The sequence below is a fragment of the Spirillospora sp. NPDC000708 genome, assembly GCF_040299565.1.
GTDB lineage: Bacteria > Actinomycetota > Actinomycetes > Streptosporangiales > Streptosporangiaceae > Spirillospora.
On the sequence record NZ_JBEPCJ010000010.1, the window covers coordinates 125193 to 143005 of the forward strand.

Sequence of the window (17813 nt, forward strand, 5' to 3'; positions counted from 1 at the left end):
GGGTCGCGGGATCGGGACGCGGGGTCAGCGCAGGAACGCGGCGGCGACTCCGGCGTCCACGGGGATGTGCAGTCCGGTCGTGTGGGTCAGGTCCCCGCCGGTGAGGGCGAAGACGGCGGCCGCGACGTGCTCGGGCAGCACCTCGCGCTTCAGCAGCGTCCGCTGCGCGTAGAACTCGCCGAGCCGCTCCTCCTCCACCCCGTAGACGGCGGCGCGCTTGGCGCCCCAGCCGCCGGCGAAGATGCCGGAGCCGCGGACGACGCCGTCCGGGTTGACGCCGTTGACGCGGACGCCGTGCTCGCCGAGCTCGGCGGCCAGCAGCCGGACCTGGTGGGCCTGGTCGGCCTTGGTGGCGCCGTACGCGATGTTGTTCGGGCCGGCGAACACGCCGTTCTTGGAGGCGATGTAGACGATGTCGCCGCCCATCCCCTGCTCGACCATCACCCGCGCGGTCTCCCGGGAGACCAGGAACGAGCCGCGGGCCATGACGTCGTGCTGGAGGTCCCAGTCGGCGACGGTGGTGTCCAGCAGCGGCTTGGAGATCGACAGGCCGGCGTTGTTGACGACGAGGTCCACGCCGCCGAACGCCAGCACCGCGTCCCGGACCGCCGCGGCGATCTCGTCCTCGGAGGTGACGTCCGCGCCGACCGCGACGGCGACGTCCGCGGCCCGCAGCGCGCCCGCGCCGATCTCGGCCGCCACCTTCTCGGCGGCGCCGAGGTCGCGGTCCGCCACGACGACGCAGGCGCCCTCGGCGGCCAGGCGGCGGGCGGTGGCCGCGCCGATCCCGGAGCCGCCGCCGGTGACCAGCGCGACGCGGGTCGCGAGCGGCTTCGGCTTCGGCATCCGGCGGAGCTTGGCCTCCTCCAGCTCCCAGTACTCGATGCGGAACTTCTCCGCCTCGTCGATCGGCGCGTACGACGACAGCGCCTCCGCGCCGCGCATCACGTTGATCGCGTTGACGTAGAACTCGCCGGCGACCCGCGCCGTCTGCTTGTTCGCGCCGAACGAGAACATCCCGACGCCCGGGACCAGCACGATCGCCGGGTCGGCGCCGCGCATCGGCGGCGAGTCCGGCGCGGCGTGCCGGTCGTAGTAGGCCGCGTACTCCTCGCGGTACGCGGCGTGCAGCTCCTTCAGCCGGGCCTTGACGTCGTCGAGCGGCGCGTCCGGCGGCAGGTCCAGCACCATCGGGCGGACCTTGGTGCGCAGGAAGTGGTCCGGGCAGGACGTGCCGAGCGCGGCGAGCCGCGGGTGCTCGGCGCGGGAGACGAAGTCGAGGACGGCCTCGGCGTCGGTGTAGTGCCCGACCTGCGGCCGGTCCGTGGACGCCAGCCCGCGGATCAGCGGGAACAGCGCGGCGGCGCGGGCGTGCCGCTCGTCCTGCGGCGGCGTCGGGTGGATCACCTCGCCGAACGGGTCGGCCTTGCCGTGCTCGGCGATGTACGCCTCGGCGGTGCGGATGATGTCGAGCGAGTTGGCCTTGCACTCCTCGCTCGTCGCGCCCCACGCGGTGATGCCGTGCCCGCCGAGGATCACGCCGATGGCCTGCGGGTTCGCCTTCTTGATCGCGGCGATGTCGAGGCCGAGCTGGAAGCCGGGGCGCCGCCACGGCACCCACGCGACCCGGTCGCCGAAGATCCGCCGGGTCAGCTCCTCGCCGTCGGCGGCGGTCGCGATCGCGATCCCGGAGTCAGGGTGCAGGTGGTCGACGTGCGCCGCCTCGACGAGGCCGTGCATCGCGGTGTCGATGGACGGCGCCGCGCCGCCCTTGCCGTGCAGGCAATAGTCGAACGCGGCGACCATCTCGTCCTCGCGCTCGACGCCCGGGTAGACGTCGACGAGCGCGCGCATCCGGTCGAGGCGCAGGACCGCGAGGCCCTTCTCGGTGAGCGTGCCGAGGTCGCCGCCGGAGCCCTTCACCCACATCAGCTCGACGTCGCGGGCCGTCACGGGATCGGTGACGGTGCCCTTCGCCGAGGCGTTCCCGCCCGCGTAGTTGGTGTTGCGCGGGTCCGAGCCGAGCGTGTTGGCCCGTTCCAGCAGCTGCTCCACCTCGGGTGGAGTGGTCATCGGTGCTCTCTCCTTATCGGACGGCTTGTCGGAATCGACGGCTTGTCGGAATCGGCGGCGTGTCGGAATCGGCGGTGTCAGGCGCCCCAGCCGGCGGCCTGGCCGTCCTTGCGCTCGGCGACGACGCGCTCGAAGTAGCCGGACGCCTGGTAGGCGGCGACCGGGTCCGGGTGCAGGCCCATCTCCTCGCGCAGCTCCGCCAGCAGCGGCCGCACGTCGGTGTTGTAGGCGTCCATGAACACCGCGTTCGCCGCCAGCACGTCGCCGGACTCCTGCGCGGCGCGCAGCGCGTCGCCGTCCACCAGCAGCGCCTTCGCGGTGGCCTCCTGCACGTTCATCACCGAGCGGATCTGGCCGTGGATCTTCGGCTCGATGTTGTGGCACTGGTCGAGCATGAACGCCACGCCCGTCTCCGGGTCGTAGCCGCCGCCCCGCACCACCTCGTACATGATCCGGAACAGCTGGAACGGGTCGGCGGCGCCCACCATCAGGTCGTCGTCGGCGTAGAAGCGGGAGTTGAAGTCGAACCCGCCGAGCTTCCCCTCGCGCAGCAGGAACGCCACGATGAACTCGATGTTGGTGCCGGGCGCGTGGTGCCCGGTGTCCACGACGACCTGCGCCTTCGGCCCGAGCTTGAGGCAGTGCGCGTAGGACGTGCCCCAGTCCGGCAGGTCGGTCATGTAGAACGCCGGCTCGAACAGCTTGTACTCCAGCAGGAACCGCTGGTCGTCGCCGAGCCGCTCGTAGACGGCGGCGAGCGCCTCGGCCATCCGGTCCTGCCGGGTGCGGATGTCGTCCTGGCCCGGGTAGTTCGTCCCGTCGGAGAACCACAGCTTCAGGTCCTTCGACCCGACCGCGTCCATGATGTCGACGCATTCGAGCAGGTGGTCCAGGGCCTTGCGGCGGACCTTCGGGTCGGGGTTGGTGACGCTGCCGAGCCTGTAGTCGTCGTCCTGGAAGACGTTGGTGTTCACCGCGCCGATCCGCACCCCGCGCTCCTTGGCGTGCGCGGCCAGCGCGGCGTAGTCGTCCACCTTGTCCCACGGGATGTGCACGGCGACGCTCGGCGCGACACCGGTGAAGCGGTGCACCTGCGCGGCGTCGTCGATCTTCTCCTGCGGGGTGCGCGGCACCCCCTGCTGGGCGAAGACCTTGAACCGGGTCCCCGAGTTGCCGTACGCCCAGGAGGGAGTCTCGATCTGCTGGCGGCGCAGGGCGTCCTTCACCGCGCTGGTGTCGTTCACGATTACCTCTTTCAATCCAGGTGGAAGATCTCGGGGAGCGGCCGCATCCCCTCGTCGGGGCGGCCGTCGAGGTCCTCGAAGTACTGCGCCATCTCCGCCTGCCAGCGGGCATTGACGTCCGTGCGGGCCATCGCCTCCTGTGCCGCCTCGAAGTCGTCGGTCTCCAGGTAGCCGACAAGGAGGCCGTCCTCGCGCAGAAATAGCGAGTAGTTGCGCCAGCCGGTGTCGCGCAGCGCTGCGAGCATGTCGGGCCACACAGCCGTGTGCTGCTGCTTGTACTCCTCCAGGCATTCGCGCCGGACCTGGAGCAGAAAGCAGACGCGTTTCACGAAAGCTCTCCTCCCGCTACCAAAACTCCACTACCATCAGTAACGTTGCGGCGACGGACTGAACGCACCCGGACTCCGGGGAACGGTTCTCCAGTCACCCGGTCGCCGCTGCGAGGCTGGGTTTCCAGTCGTGGGGCGCAGTCAACCGTCCTCATGCGACCGACACGCCACAGCCGGTGGCGGACACGAGTCATAAGCCGTCCCCCCAACTGGGTTGCGGTAGTTGACCAGGAAGCAGACGCCGTTCGAGCGTCTTCGTCGACCGTCCCCGCCGTCACCGGCGGGGACGGTTCGCAACTCAGAAGTGGTACTGGTCGATGTTCTTGGCGTCGAAGACCGTCGGCGGGCCGAGGATGACCTCGCCGTTGGCGCCGATGGTGCGCTCGCCGAGCTTGCCGGCCTTGAACGTCTCGCCCTGCTTGCCGGTGATCTGCCCGGACGACAGCGCCGCCGCGGCGTAGGACGCGAGGTAGCCGAGGTTCTTCGGGTCCCACAGCTCGAACGACTTGACCGTGCCGTCCTTGATGAACTTGCGCATCTGGTCCGGCGTGCCGAGGCCGGTCAGCGTGACCTTGCCCTTGTACTTGGAGCCGTCGATGTAGCGGGCGGCGGCCGCGATGCCGACCGTGGTGGGCGAGATGATGCCCTTCAGGTTCGGGTACGCCTGCAGCAGGCCCTGCGTCTGCTGGAACGACTTCTGGTCGTCGTCGTCACCGTAGGCGATCTTGACGAGCTTCATGCCGGAGTACTCCGGCTTCTTCAGCTCGTCCTGCATGTACTTGATCCAGGTGTTCTGGTTGGTGGCGTTCGCGGTCGCCGACAGGATCGCGATGTCGCCCTTGCCGCCGATCTGGTCGGCCAGCAGCTTGACCTCGCTGCGGCCGATCTCCTCCGAGCTGGCCTGGTTGATGAACACGTTGCGGCACTCGGGCGCGGTGTCGGAGTCGTACGCGACGATCTTGATCTTCTTGGCCATGGCCTGCTTGAGCGGGCCGCACACCGCGTTCTGGTCGTTGGCCGCGATCAGGATCGCGTCGTGCCGCTGCTGGATCAGCGTGTTGATGTAGGACACCTGCGAGGACGCCGACGCGTCGGACGGGCCGACCTCCTTGGCCTCGCCGCCGTACTCCTTGGCGGCGGCGATGCCGGCGTTGTCGACGATCGTCTCGTAGGGGTTGTTCACCTGCTTGGGCAGGAACGCGATCTTCAGGCCCTTCTTGAGGGGCGCGTTCGGGTCCGCCTTGCCGTCGCCCGCGGCGGCCTTGTTCCCCGAGTCGGACGAGGAGTCCTTGGTCGTGCCGCCGCACGCGGCGAGGGAGAGGGCGAGTGCGCCCGCGGACGCGACGGCCACGAGGCGGCGCGGGGCGCGCAAACGAAGGGTCATCACGAGTGCCTTTCGGGATTCCAGGTCGTGCTCTGGGGTGGGATATCGGACGCGGCGGGGGACGCGGGTCGGTGCTTCTCGAGGGGGGACGACCCCTCACACCCCCGGCCGGCTTCGCCGGGGGTCATGGTGCGGCGGCGGGGACCGCGGGTCGCGCGCCCCGCCGCCGGCCTTGTGCCTCGCGCACCACGGCGATCAGCCGCGGCGTGAGGACGCTGATGATGAGCAGCAGCCCGGTGACGATCGACTGGACCTCGGTGGAGACGTCGTTCAGCATCAGCAGGTTGCGCAGCAGGCCGATGAGCAGCACCGCGGCGATGACGCCGCCGAGGGTGCCCTTGCCGCCGTCGAAGTCGATGCCGCCGAGCAGCACCGCCGCGATGACGGTGAGCTCCAGGCCGAGGCCGTTGTCGGCGCGGGCGCTGCCGTAGCGGAGCGTGTAGACGATGCCGGCGAACCCGGCGACGAGCCCGGACACCACGAACAGGATCAGCTTGAGGCGCTTGACCCGGATGCCGGCGAAGTACGCCGCGTCCTCCTGCGAGCCGATCGCGAACAGCGACCGCCCGACGCCGGTGGCGTGCAGCACCACCGCGGTGACGACCGCGAGGAGGGCGAACAGCGCGATCGGGTACGGGATCGGCGTGCCGGGGATCGACTCGGTCGCGAGGTTGGTGTACCGGGTGGGGAACTCCGAGATCGCCTCGGTGCCGAGCACCACGTACGCCAGGCCCCGGTACAGGGTCATGGTGCCGATCGTCACCGCGAGCGAGGGCAGCCCGAGCCGGGTGACCAGCAGCCCGTTGACCAGGCCGCAGACGACGCCGACGACCAGCACGATCGGGATGATCGTCTCGATCGCCATGCCGTGGTCCCACATCTTGCCGGTGAGCGCGCTGCACAGGCCGAGCACGGACGCGACCGACAGGTCGACCTGCCCGCACACCACCAGCAGCGTCATCGGCAGCGCGATGAGCGCGATCTCGCTCAGGTCGCCGAGCGCGAACGACAGGTTGTCGGTGTTGGCGAAGTCGGGCGAGAACCCGGCGCCGCCGGCGAAAACGATCACCAGCAGCGCGGTGACGGCGGTCTCCCACCGCAGCAGCCGGCCGAGGGCGATCCCGCGCGGGGCGCTCTTCGTGTCAGTGCTCACGACACCTTTCCTTTCGGCGCCTCGTCCCCGGTCGCCGGCGCGGTCGCGGCGGAGGACGCGGGGGATCCGGCGGACGGGGCGGCGGGGCCGTCGTCGCGGTGCGCCCCGGACTCCAGCGACCGCTGCTTGAGCGCCTTGGTGACGCGCAGGGCCAGCAGCCGGTCCACGCTGATCGCCAGCAGCAGGAGGACGCCGGTGATGGCGTCCTGCCAGAACGAGTTGACCTTGAGCACCACCAGCACGCTGCCGATGGTGGTGAGCAGCAGCGCGCCGAGCGCCGCCCCGTACACGGTGCCGACGCCGCCGGTGATCGCGACGCCGCCGACGACGACGGCGCTGACGACCTTCAGCTCCCAGCCGTGCGCCGCGTCGGCGACGACGGTGCCGAACCGGGCCAGCCACAGCACCCCGGCGAGGCCGGCGAGGCCGCCGCTGACGAGGTAGGCGGTGAGGACCCGGCGGCGCAGCGAGATGCCGGCGAGGTTCGCCGCCTCGGGGCTGGACCCGATCGCGTAGAACTCCCGTCCGGAGGAGTAGGAGCGCAGGTAGTAGCCCATCAGCAGCATCACGACGACGGTGATGACCGGCAGGTACGGGACGCCGAGGACGGAGTCGTTGCCGAGCGACAGCACCGAGGACGGCAGGTCCGCGGCGCCGATCTGCTCACCGTGCGCGATCTTGTAGTCGAGGCCCTGGATGACGTAGAGGGTGCCGAGCGTCACGACCAGGGCGGGCACCTTGCAGAAGCTGACGAGCAGGCCGTTGACCAGCCCGCAGGCGAGCCCGATGGCGACGCCGAGCAGCACCACCAGCACCACGTTGCGGTCGCCGCCGGAGGCGAACTTGCCGGTGGTGAACGCGACGAGCCCGACGACGGAGCCGACCGACAGGTCGATGTTGCGGGTGACGACCACCATCGACTGGCCGACGGCGAGCAGCGCCAGGATGGAGGCGTTGAGGAAGATGTCCTTGACGCCCTGCCCGGACAGGAACCGGTGGTTCGCGAGCTCGGTGCCGAGGACCAGCACGATCAGCGCGCCGAGGATGCTCAGCTCGCGGGCGCGCAGCACCAGCTCGACCAGGCGGCGGCCGCCGCCGGGCGGTCCGCCGGAGCCCGGCTTGGCCGGGGACTGGGTGAGCACGGTCATGGGTCAGGCCGCCTTTCCGGTTCCGGCGCGCCCGGTCGCGGCGGCCATCACGGTCTCCTCGGTCGCGTCCGCGCGGGCGATCTCGGCGGTGAGCCGGCCCTCGTGCATGACCAGGACGCGGTCGGCCATGCCGATCACCTCCGGCAGGTCGGAGGAGATCATCAGCACCGCGAGGTCCTGCGCGGCCAGCTCCGACAGCAGCCGGTGCACCTCGGCCTTGGTGCCGACGTCGATGCCGCGGGTCGGCTCGTCCACGATGAGCACGGTCGGCTCGGTGGCGAGCCACTTGGCGAGCACGACCTTCTGCTGGTTGCCGCCCGACAGGACGCCGACGGTGTCGCTGAGGCGGGCGTACTTGAGCTGGAGCCGCAGCGCCCAGTCGGCGGCGCGGTCGCGCTCGACCTTCCGGGAGATGAGCGGGCCGCGGCCGGTCTCCTTGCGCAGCGAGCGCAGCTGGGTGAGGCCCATGTTGCGCTCGATGGACATGTCCATCACCAGGCCCTGCTGGCGGCGGTCCTCGGGGACGAGCGCGAGGCCGGCCGCCATCGCGGCGGTCGGGCTGCCGGGCGGCAGCTTCTCCCCCGCCACCTCCACGCCGCCGGCGTCCCAGCGGTCCACCCCGAAGATCGCGCGGGCGACCTCGCTGCGGCCCGCGCCGACCAGCCCGGCCAGCGCGACGATCTCGCCGCGCCGCACCTCGAAGGAGACGTCGGTGAAGGCGCCCTCGCGGGTGAGCCGGCTGACCTTCAGCGCGACCTCGCCGGGCGCCACGTCCTGCTTGGGGTAGAGCGCGTCCAGGTCGCGGCCGACCATGCGGCGGACGAGGTCGTCGGCGGTGAGGTCGGCGACCAGGTCGGTGCCGATGTAGGTGCCGTCGCGCAGCGTGGTGACCCGCTGGCAGATCTCGAAGATCTCCTCCAGCCGGTGCGAGATGAACAGGATCGCGCAGCCCTGCTCGCGCAGCGTGCGGGTCACGTTGAACAGCCGCTCGACCTCCTGGCCGGTGAGCGCGGCGGTCGGCTCGTCCATGATGAGCACCCGCGCGTCCCGGGAGATGGCCTTGGCGATCTCGACGACCTGCTGGTCGGCGATCGACAGGCCGCGGGCGGGCTGCTGCGGGTCCAGCGCGACGCCGAGCCGCCGGAACAGCTTCGCGGCCTCGGCGTGCATGGTGCGGCGGTCGATGCGGCCGAGCCCGGCGCGCGGCTGGCGGCCCATGAAGATGTTCTCCGCGACCGACAGGTCCGGGAACAGGGTGGGCTCCTGGTAGATGACGGCGACGCCGGCGGCCTGCGCGTCGGCGGGACCGTTGAACGCGGCGGGCTCGCCGTCGACGCGGACCTCGCCCGCGTCGGGGCGGTGCACGCCTGCGAACGTTTTTACGACGGTCGACTTGCCCGCGCCGTTCTCGCCGGCGAGGGCGTGCACCTCACCGGCGTGCAGCTCGAGGGTGACGCCCTGCAGGGCTCGCACGGCGCCGAACGACTTACTCACGTTGACCAGTGCCAATGTCGGCGGCGTCGACCTGCCGGGTGCACTCATGGCCACCCTCCTCGCACGGGGAGTCTGTGACGGATGGATGAAAAACGTTTTAACGGGATGTTGCGGAGGACGCTAGATGTGAGCCGGAGCACTCGTCAAGGGGGGACTTCGGCCCGGACCCCCCGGAACGCTGCGAAAACCCTTGTGCGGCCGGGCGTCGGCGAGTTTGCGAAGTTCCTCCCGTCCGGGTCCGGACAGCGGGGTTTGGGCCCGGCGACTTCCGACAGCGGGGTTGACACGTTTTAATGCCATGACCCAAAGTGAGCGGCGGCACACCAGCGGAGCGACCCGGGGGCACAGATTGAGCACAGACGACACCGGGCGCCCCCGAGCGAGCACCGCGGCGGGCGGCACGCCGGGCACTGCGGCGGGCGCCGCCGGCAACGGCCGCGCGGTCGGCATCAAGCAGGTCGCGGCGCACGCCGGCGTCTCGCCGGGAACCGTCTCCAACGTGCTCAACCGGCCCGAGCGGGTCGCCGCGGCGACCCGCGCCCGGGTCGAGCAGGCCATCGTGGAGCTCGGGTTCGTCCGCAACGGGTCGGCGTCCACGCTGCGCGCCGGGCACTCCAGCACGATCGGCCTGATGGTGCTGGACCTCGCCAACCCGTTCTTCACCGACGTCGCGCGCGGCGTCGAGGACGTCGCCAGCGAGCGCGGCTACGCGGTGATCCTGTCCTCCTCCGGCGAGTCCGACGAGCGCGAGCAGCGCAACCTGCGGGTGCTCGCCGAGCAGCGGGTCCGCGGCGTGCTGCTGACCCCGGTCGGCGACGAGGGCGGCAACGCCGACCGGCTGCGCGACCGCGGCGTGCCGGTCGTCCTGCTGGACCATCCGACGCCGCGCGCCAACCAGTGCTCGGTCGCCGTCGACGACGTCGCGGGCGGCGAGCTCGCGGTGACGCACCTGCTGGAGGACGGCGCCCGCACGCTCGGGTTCGTCACGGGCCCGCCGGGCCTGCGGCAGTGCGCGGACCGGCGGCGCGGCGCGCTGCGGGCGCTGCGCGCCGCGGGCCTCGGCCGCGACGTGCTGCGCGAGGTGTCCGTCGGCGCGATGAACGCCCGCGCCGGGCAGGAGGCGGCGCGGCGGCTGCTGGACTCCGGCGCCCCGCTGCCCGAGGCGATCTTCTGCGCCAACGACCTGCTGGCCCTCGGCGTGCTGCGGGTACTGCAGCAGGCCGGCGTGAAGGTGCCGACTGACGTGGCGCTCATCGGGTACGACGACATCGAGTTCTCGGCGGCGGCGGCCGTCCCGCTGAGCTCGGTGCGCCAGCCCACCTACCAGCTCGGACGCATCGCGACCGAGCTGCTGCTCGAGGAGTGCGACGAGTCCGGCGGGCACGCCCACCAGCAGGTCATGTTCCAGCCCGAGCTGGTGGTCCGCGAGTCCAGCCGGGCCGCCGCCGACGACCGGGAGAGCAACTCGGCATGAAGGTCGCACTGTTCCTGACGTGCGTGAACGACACGATGTATCCCGGAACCGGGCGCGCGATGGTGCGGCTGCTGCGGCGGCTCGGCCACGAAGTGGAGTTCCCTGAGGCGCAGACGTGCTGCGGGCAGATGCACCTCAACACCGGCTACCGCACGCAGGCGCTGCACATGGTGAAGGGCTTCGCCGAGACGTTCGACCCCTACGACGCGGTCGTGACGCCGTCGGCGTCGTGCGGCGCGATGATCCGCGACTGGCACCCGAGGCTGGCGCCGCGCACCGCCGGCGTCGCGTCCCGCGTGTACGAGCTGTCGGAGTTCCTGGTCGACGTCCTCGGCGTCACCGACGTCGGCGCCTACTTCCCGCACCGCGTCACCTACCACCCGACCTGCCACTCGCTGCGGATGCTGCACGTCGGCGACCGGCCGCAGCGGCTGCTGCGCGAGGTCCGCGGCATCGACCTGGTCGACCTGCCGGACGCGCGGGAGTGCTGCGGGTTCGGCGGGACGTTCGCGCTGAAGAACTCCGAGGTGTCGGCCGCGATGTGCGCGGACAAGGTCACCGCCGTGCGGGAGACGAAGGCGGAGGTGCTGTGCGCCGCCGACAACTCGTGCCTGATGCACATCGGGGGCGCGCTGTCGCGCACCCGCGCGGGGGTGCGGACGGTCCACCTGGCCGAGATCCTCGCCTCCACCGAGGAGGAGCCCACACCATGAGCGCCGAAGCGATGCCGACCTATGTCGGGATGCCGTCGTTCCCCGACGCGGCGCGCCGCGCGGTGGCCGACACCCGGCTGCGCGGCAACCTCGCGCACGCCACCACCACGATCCGCGACAAGCGCGCCGCCGCCGTCGCCGAGCTGGACGACTGGCCGGCGCTGCGCGAGGCGGGCAAGCAGATCAAGGACCACGTCCTCGCCAACCTGGGCCACTACCTGCGGCTGCTGGAGGAGAAGGTCACCGAGGCGGGCGGGACGGTGCACTGGGCGCGCGACGCCGCCGAGGCCAACCGGATCGTCGCGGACCTGGTGAAGGCGACCGGCGAGACCGAGGTCGTCAAGGTCAAGTCGATGGCCACGCAGGAGATCGGGCTGAACGAGGCGCTCGCCGAGGACGGCATCACCGCCTACGAGACCGACCTCGCGGAGCTGATCGTCCAGCTCGGGCACGACCGGCCGTCGCACATCCTCGTTCCCGCGATCCACCGGAACCGGTCCGACATCCGCGACATCTTCCTGCGCGAGATGGAGGACGTCCCCGACGGCCTCACCGACTCCCCCGCCGCGCTGGCGGAGGCGGCGCGGCGGCACCTGCGCGCCAAGTTCCTGTCGGCGAAGGTCGGGATCTCCGGGGTGAACTTCGCGGTCGCCGACACCGGCACGCTCGTCGTGCTGGAGTCGGAGGGCAACGGCCGGATGTGCCTGACCATGCCCGAGACGCTGATCTCGGTGATGGGCGTGGAGAAGATCGTGCCGAGCTGGCGCGACCTGGAGGTGTTCCTCCAGCTGCTCCCCCGCTCGTCGACCGCCGAGCGGATGAACCCCTACACGTCCGCGTGGACGGGCGTGCACCCCGGCGACGGGCCGCGGACGTTCCACCTGGTGCTGCTGGACAACGGCCGCACCGACACGCTCGCCGACGAGGTGGGCCGGCAGGCGCTGCGCTGCATCCGCTGCTCGGCGTGCCTGAACGTGTGCCCGGTCTACCAGCGCGCCGGCGGCCACGCCTACGGCTCGCCCTACCCCGGCCCGATCGGCGCGATCCTGTCGCCGCAGATCAGGGGCATCGGGTCGGAGGTGGACGCGTCGCTGCCGTACGCGTCGTCGCTGTGCGGGGCGTGCTTCGAGGCGTGCCCGGTCGCCATCGACATCCCCGAGGTGCTGGTGCACCTGCGGGCCCGCGCGGTGGAGAGCGGGCCGCGCCATCCCCTCGAACGGGTCGCGATGACGGCGGCCGGATGGACGCTGCGGTCCCCCACCCGGCTCGCGCTCGCGCAGCGCGCCGCGTCGGCGAGCCGCCGGATCGTCGCGCCGCGCGGCCGGATCCGGCGGCTGCCCGGACCGCTGAACGCCTGGACCGAGACGCGGGACGCCCCCGCACCACCGCCCGAGTCGTTCCGCGCCTGGTGGAAGCGGACGAACGGCGGCCGCACGGAAGGGAACGAGCAGTGAGCGCGCGCGAAGACGTCCTCCGCCGGATCGACGGGATCGTGCCGGCGCGCCCGGCCGCCGAGGTCGCCGCCGGGTACGCCGCGATCGACCGCGGCTACCTGCGCCGCCACCACGAGGACGGCGTGCTGGACCTGTTCGCCGAGCGGGTCGCCGACTACCGCGCGACGGTCGTGCGCGTCCCGGCGGCGGAGCTGGCCGCGACGGTCGCCGAGCGCCTGGCCGCCCGCCCCGGGGTCTACGGGATCCCGGCGGACCTGCCGGAGGAGTGGACGGCGCAGGTCGCCGGCGACCTGATGCGCGGGCCGGACGTCGCCGCCCTCGACGGGCTCGCGGGCGCCGTCACCGGCTGCGCCGCCGCGATCGCCGAGACCGGGACGATCGTCCTGGACCACGGCCCGGCGCAGGGCCCGCGCGCGCTGTCGCTCGTCCCCGACTACCACCTGATCGTCGTGCTCGCCGGCCAGGTGGCGCCGGACGTGCCGGAGGCGCTGGAGCGGCTCGACCCGCACCGCCCGCTGACGTTCGTGTCCGGGCCGTCCGCGACCAGCGACATCGAGCTGTCGCGCGTCGAGGGCGTGCACGGGCCCCGCACTCTGGAAGTCGTGATCTCAGAATGAGCGAAGCGAACCGGGGGGCGTGGGGGGTCGTCCCCCCACAGGAGACACGAATGACGGAGACGTTCGCCGCCGTGGACCTCGGCGCGTCCAGCGGGCGCGTGATGGCCGGACGGGTCGGGCCCGGCACGCTGGAGCTGGAGGAGGTCCGGCGGTTCCCGAACCGGCCGGTCCGCGTCAACGGCACCCTGCATTGGGACGTCCTCGGCCTGTACGGCAACGTCCTCGACGGGCTGCGCGCCGCGCCGGCCGGGCTCGCGTCGGTCGGCATCGACTCGTGGGCCGTCGACTACGGGCTGCTCGACGCCGACGGCAGGCTGATCGGCAACCCCGTCCACTACCGCGACGCCCGCACCGACGGCGTCATGGACCGGATCCGCGCCGAGGTCGGCGACGACCTGCTCTACCAGACGTCCGGCCTGCAGTTCCTGCCGTTCAACACCGTCTACCAGCTCGCCGCCGACGACCTGTCGCGCGCCGCCACGCTGCTGATGGTCCCCGACCTGCTGGCGCACTGGCTGACCGGCGCGGTCGGCGCCGAGCGGACCAACGCGTCCACGACGGGCCTGCTGGACGTGCGGGACGGCGCCTGGTCGCGCGACCTGCTCGCCCGCCTCGGCCTGCCCGCCGGGATCCTGCCGCCGATCCGCGAGCCCGGCGAGGTGCTCGGGACGCTGCGCCCGGACGTGGCGGAGGAGACCGGCCGCCCGCCGACGCTCCCGGTCGTGGCGGTCGGGTCGCACGACACGGCGTCCGCCGTCGCCGCCGTGCCCGCGACCACCGACCGGTTCGCCTACATCTCCTGCGGCACCTGGTCGCTGGTCGGCGTGGAGCTGCGCGAGCCCGTGCTGACCGAGGCGAGCCGCAAGGCGAACTTCACCAACGAGGGCGGCGTGGACGGCACCGTCCGCTACCTGCGCAACGTCATGGGGCTGTGGCTGCTGCAGGAGTCGATGCGCGCGTGGGGGAACCCCGACCTGCCGGCCCTGCTCGCCGAGGCCGCGGACGTCCCGGGCCTGCGCAGCCTCATCGACCCCGACGACCCCGAGTTCCTGCCGCCGGGCGACATGCCCGCGCGGATCGCCGCGCACTGCCGGCGCCGCGGGTTCCCCGAGCCCGCGTCCCGCGCCGAGACCGTCCGCTGCGTCATGGACAGCCTCGCCCTCGCCCACCGCGCGACGCTCCGGCAGGCGTCCCGGCTGTCCGGGCAGGAGATCGACGTCGTGCACCTGGTCGGCGGCGGCAGCCGCAACGAGCTGCTGTGCCGGCTGACCGCCGACGCGTCCGGGCTGCCGGTCGTGGCCGGGCCGGTCGAGGCGACCGCGCTCGGCAACGTCCTCACCCAGGCCCGCGCGCACGGCCTCGCGGGCTCCCTCGCCGAGTCCCGCGCGCTGGTCGCGGCGACGCAGCCGCTCCGCCGGTACGAGCCGGCGGGCGACGGCGCCCGCTGGGACGGGGCCGCCGCCCGCCTCGGCCTCGACCGCTGACCCGCGGACAGGAATGTCACGTTCCCGGGACGGTTTGGCTCCCCCCGGTTGACACGCGGGGCGCGTCGGCGGTTGATAGCAGGGACGCGCGGGGCGTGTTGTCCCGCTCCTATTGACGTTCGACCCGATAAGGTAAAACCCGCTTGAAGGACCGGGAACAACGACGACAAGCATGATCACGGCGTGTCGGCCGCCTGTCTCTGTTGGGGTGTGACATGAGCGACGCCGGTGCTCCGCTGGTGGGGCGACAGGACGCGCTCGGCGCGCTGGACCGCGCCCTGGACGCGGCCGCCACGGGCTACGGCTTCCTCGCGCTGGTCGGCGAGCCCGGCGCCGGCAAGACCCGGCTGCTGAACGAGCTGGCCGACGGTGCGAACGCCCGCAAGCTGCCCTTCCTGGCCGGGCGCGCCGCCGAGTTCGAGCAGGAGATGCCGTTCGGCGCCGTCGTCGACGCGCTCGACGACCGGCTGGAGGACGACGTCCCCGACCTGTCGCCCACCGCGCTGCGGCTGCTCGGCACCGTCTTCCCCGCGCTCGCCGACCGCGTCGCCGGCCCGGACGCCGGGCACGCCCCCGACGGGGCCGCCGACCCGGTCGCCCGCTACCAGGTGCACCGCAGCGTGCGGCACCTGCTGGAACGGCTGGCCGCGCCGGCCGGGCTGGTGCTGATCCTCGACGACCTGCACTGGGCCGACGACGCCACGATCGAGCTGATGGACCACCTCGTCCGGCACCCGCCGCGCGCGAACGTGCTGGTCGCGGTCGCCTACCGGCCCGCGCAGGCGTCGCCGCGGCTGGCGGCGCTGGCGGACGCCGCCGGGCCCGTCGGCACCCGGGTGCCGGTGGAGCCGCTGAACCGCGACGAGGTGGCGGAGTTCCTCGGCCCGGACGTCTCCCGCAACCGCTGCGAGCAGCTCTACAAGGCCAGCGGCGGCAACCCGTTCTACCTGGAGGCGCTGGCCCGGATGGGCCGCCACGACGACCGCCTCCTCGGCGAGGACGGGATCGAGCGGCACGACTGGGAGCGGGGCGTCGCGAACCTCACCGAGGTGCCGCCCGCCGTCCGGACCGCCCTGCAGGTCGAGCTGAGCGCGCTGCCGCCCGAGGCGCTGCTGATGGCGCGCGGCGCCGCCGTCGCGGCGGACGTGTTCGAGCCGGAGCTGGCGGCGGTCGCCGCGGAGATGCCGCAGGAGGACGCGCTCGCCGCGCTGGACGCGCTGACCGCCGCGGACGTGGTCCGCCCGACCGCGGGCGGCCGGTTCCGGTTCCGGCATCCGCTCGTGCGGCACGTCGCGTACGCCTCGACGGCGGCGGGCTGGCGGTTCGCGGCGCACTCGCGGGTGTCGGCGCGGCTCGCCGCGCTCGGCGCACCGGCGGCGGTCCGTGCCCACCACGTGCTGCGGTCGGCGCGGTTCGGCGACCGGGAGGCGATCTGGACGCTCGTCGAGGCGGCCCGCGTTGTCGCGCTCCAAGCGCCCGGCACCGCCGCGTACTGGCTGGAGGCCGCGCTGCGCCTGATGCCGGACGGCACGGACGCCTCCGGCGCGTCCGCCAACGGCACGGCGGGCGACGGCGCCTACCCCGACCGGATCCAGCTGCTGGTGGAGTTGGCGCACGCGCAGGCGGTCAGCGGGCACGCCGAGGAGGGCCGCGAGACGGCCCGCACGCTGCTGAGCCTGCTGCCGCCGGACGACACCGTCCGGCGCGCCCGCACGGTGCAGCTGTGCGCGGTGATGGACCGGCAGCTCGGCCGCATCCACGAGGCCCGCGCCCTGGTGCTGGACGAGCTGCGCCGCATCACCGACCGGCAGACCCCCGAGGCGGTGCTGCTGCGCATCCGCCTGGTCGCCGACCGGATCCAGCGGATCGACACCCGCGGCTCGCACGCCGTCCTGGAGACGATTCCCGAGAGCGCGCCGCAGTGGGGCCCGGGGCTGATCGCCGCGGTCGCGGCGATGCGGCCGATGGTGTCGTACGGGCGCGGCGAGGTGGCCGAGGCGATCGCCTACGCCGAGGCCGCCGACCAGCGGTTCTCCGCCGCCTCCGACGGCGACTTCGCCGACTGCCTGGACTACATGATCTGGCTGGTGTTCGCCGAGGCGTTCCTCGGCCTGCACGACAGCGCGCTCCGGCACGCCACCCGGCTGGTGTCGATCACCCGCGCGACGGGGCAGACGTTCATCCTCGGCTACATGCTGGCCGGGCAGTCCCGGGTCCTGCTGCTGCAGGGCCGGCTGGAGGAGGCCGCGGCGGCCGCCGACGAGGCCACCGCGGTCGGCCGCGAGCTGCGCTCCCCCGAGGTGATGGCGTACGGGCTGATCCAGCAGTGCCTGACGGCGAGCTGGACGGGCGACCACGACCGGGCGCTGCGAGCCGCCGAGGAGGCCGTCGGCTGCGACACCGGGTCGGGCGAGTGGTGGACGCACATGGCGCACGTCTCGCGCGCCATCGCGACGATCAACGCGGGCCGCGCCGAGGAGGGCGCCGAGGCCCTGATCGCGGCCTGCGGGGACGGCACGAACGGTCTCGACTTCAGCACGCTGGTGATGTGCGCCGAGCAGCTGGCCTGCGCGCGCGCCGCCCTCGGGGACGGCGAGGGCGCCGCCGGCTGGGCCGACATCGCCGAGGCCATCGCGCACCCGGCGCTGACCGGTGACACCGGGCTGGCGCGGCTGGCGCGCGCGCACGCCGTCCGGGTGGCCGACCCCGCCGGCGCCGCGCGGCTCGCGGCGGAGGCGGCCGGAATGCTGGCGGACGCTGGACGCCGCCCGGAGGCCGCGCGCGCCGACCTGACCGCGGGGATCGCGCACGCGGCGGCCGGGGAGCGCGGCGAGGCCCGCGAGCGGCTGCGCGCCGCGGTCGAGGTCTTCGAGGAGTGCGGGATGCGCGGGCTGCACGCGCAGGCCGTCCGGGAGCAGCGGCGGCTCGGCGTCCGGGTGCCGGGCGGCGCCCGCACCGCCCCCGCCAAGGGCCGCGGCAAGGGCGCCGGCAAGGACGAGCCGCCGTTCGGGCTGTCGCCGCGCGAGCACGAGATCGCGCTGCTCGTCGCCGAGGGATGCAGCAACCAGCAGATCGCCGAGCGGCTGTACCTCAGCGTCCGCACCGTCGAGACGCACCTGTCCCGGGTGTTCGCCAAGATCGGCGTCCCGTCCCGGGTCGGGGTCGCGACCGCCATGAACCGGCCCGGATGAACCGGCGGCGGCCGGTGCCGCGGCCCTTACCCGCCTGACGAACGCGAGACGACGG

Annotated in this window: 13 protein-coding genes; 6 read left to right on the forward strand and 7 right to left on the reverse strand. The window is 73.1% G+C overall.

Annotated features, from left to right (window positions below; genetic code table 11):
- Positions 1–24 precede the first annotated feature (24 nt).
- The 7 genes from ABT299_RS10330 to ABT299_RS10360 form a co-directional block, all read right to left on the reverse strand.
- The gene (locus ABT299_RS10330) at positions 25–2073 is read right to left on the reverse strand and encodes a bifunctional aldolase/short-chain dehydrogenase (protein ID WP_190859045.1); all 2049 of its coding nucleotides are present in this window, start codon (positions 2071–2073) and stop codon (positions 25–27) included.
- Between the two features lie 77 nt (positions 2074–2150).
- Positions 2151–3317 (reverse strand): L-rhamnose isomerase, encoded by a 1167-nt coding sequence (gene rhaI / locus ABT299_RS10335; protein ID WP_387023395.1) that lies wholly within the window; start codon positions 3315–3317, stop codon positions 2151–2153.
- An 11-nt stretch (positions 3318–3328) separates the two neighbouring features.
- On the reverse strand, positions 3329–3646 hold the full coding sequence (locus tag ABT299_RS10340; protein WP_387023397.1) for an L-rhamnose mutarotase: 318 nt from the start codon (positions 3644–3646) through the stop codon (positions 3329–3331).
- A gap of 298 nt (positions 3647–3944) precedes the next feature.
- A complete protein-coding gene (gene rhaS, locus ABT299_RS10345) occupies positions 3945–5030 on the reverse strand; it encodes a rhamnose ABC transporter substrate-binding protein (protein ID WP_190859052.1) in 1086 nt (361 codons plus the stop codon).
- Positions 5031–5154: 124 nt separating this feature from the next.
- Complete coding sequence (locus tag ABT299_RS10350; RefSeq protein WP_500250465.1) at positions 5155–6183, reverse strand: ABC transporter permease; 1029 nt, start codon at positions 6181–6183, stop codon at positions 5155–5157.
- The gene (locus ABT299_RS10355) at positions 6180–7331 is read right to left on the reverse strand and encodes an ABC transporter permease (RefSeq protein ID WP_500250466.1); all 1152 of its coding nucleotides are present in this window, start codon (positions 7329–7331) and stop codon (positions 6180–6182) included. Before ABT299_RS10355 ends, ABT299_RS10350 begins: the two co-directional genes overlap by 4 nt.
- A gap of 3 nt (positions 7332–7334) precedes the next feature.
- Positions 7335–8873, reverse strand: coding sequence for a sugar ABC transporter ATP-binding protein (locus tag ABT299_RS10360; protein ID WP_190859056.1), 1539 nt, complete (start codon positions 8871–8873; stop codon positions 7335–7337).
- A 400-nt stretch (positions 8874–9273) separates the two neighbouring features.
- Here ABT299_RS10360 and ABT299_RS10365 point away from each other — a divergent pair, with 400 nt between their 5' ends.
- From ABT299_RS10365 to ABT299_RS10390, 6 genes are all read left to right on the forward strand, one after another.
- On the forward strand, positions 9274–10299 hold the full coding sequence (locus tag ABT299_RS10365; RefSeq protein ID WP_347256795.1) for a LacI family DNA-binding transcriptional regulator: 1026 nt from the start codon (positions 9274–9276) through the stop codon (positions 10297–10299).
- Positions 10296–11012 (forward strand): (Fe-S)-binding protein, encoded by a 717-nt coding sequence (locus ABT299_RS10370; RefSeq protein WP_190859060.1) that lies wholly within the window; start codon positions 10296–10298, stop codon positions 11010–11012. The genes ABT299_RS10365 and ABT299_RS10370 overlap by 4 nt, the downstream gene beginning before the upstream one ends.
- Positions 11009–12466 (forward strand): LutB/LldF family L-lactate oxidation iron-sulfur protein, encoded by a 1458-nt coding sequence (locus tag ABT299_RS10375; RefSeq protein ID WP_433248773.1) that lies wholly within the window; start codon positions 11009–11011, stop codon positions 12464–12466. The genes ABT299_RS10370 and ABT299_RS10375 overlap by 4 nt, the downstream gene beginning before the upstream one ends.
- Positions 12463–13083: an LUD domain-containing protein gene (locus ABT299_RS10380; protein ID WP_190859065.1), complete on the forward strand. Its 621-nt coding sequence runs from the start codon at positions 12463–12465 to the stop codon at positions 13081–13083. The genes ABT299_RS10375 and ABT299_RS10380 overlap by 4 nt, the downstream gene beginning before the upstream one ends.
- 50 nt (positions 13084–13133) lie before the next feature.
- A complete protein-coding gene (locus tag ABT299_RS10385) occupies positions 13134–14567 on the forward strand; it encodes a rhamnulokinase (protein ID WP_500250467.1) in 1434 nt (477 codons plus the stop codon).
- A gap of 215 nt (positions 14568–14782) precedes the next feature.
- Positions 14783–17758, forward strand: coding sequence for a helix-turn-helix transcriptional regulator (locus ABT299_RS10390; protein ID WP_500250468.1), 2976 nt, complete (start codon positions 14783–14785; stop codon positions 17756–17758).
- The last annotated feature ends 55 nt before the right edge of the window (positions 17759–17813 follow it).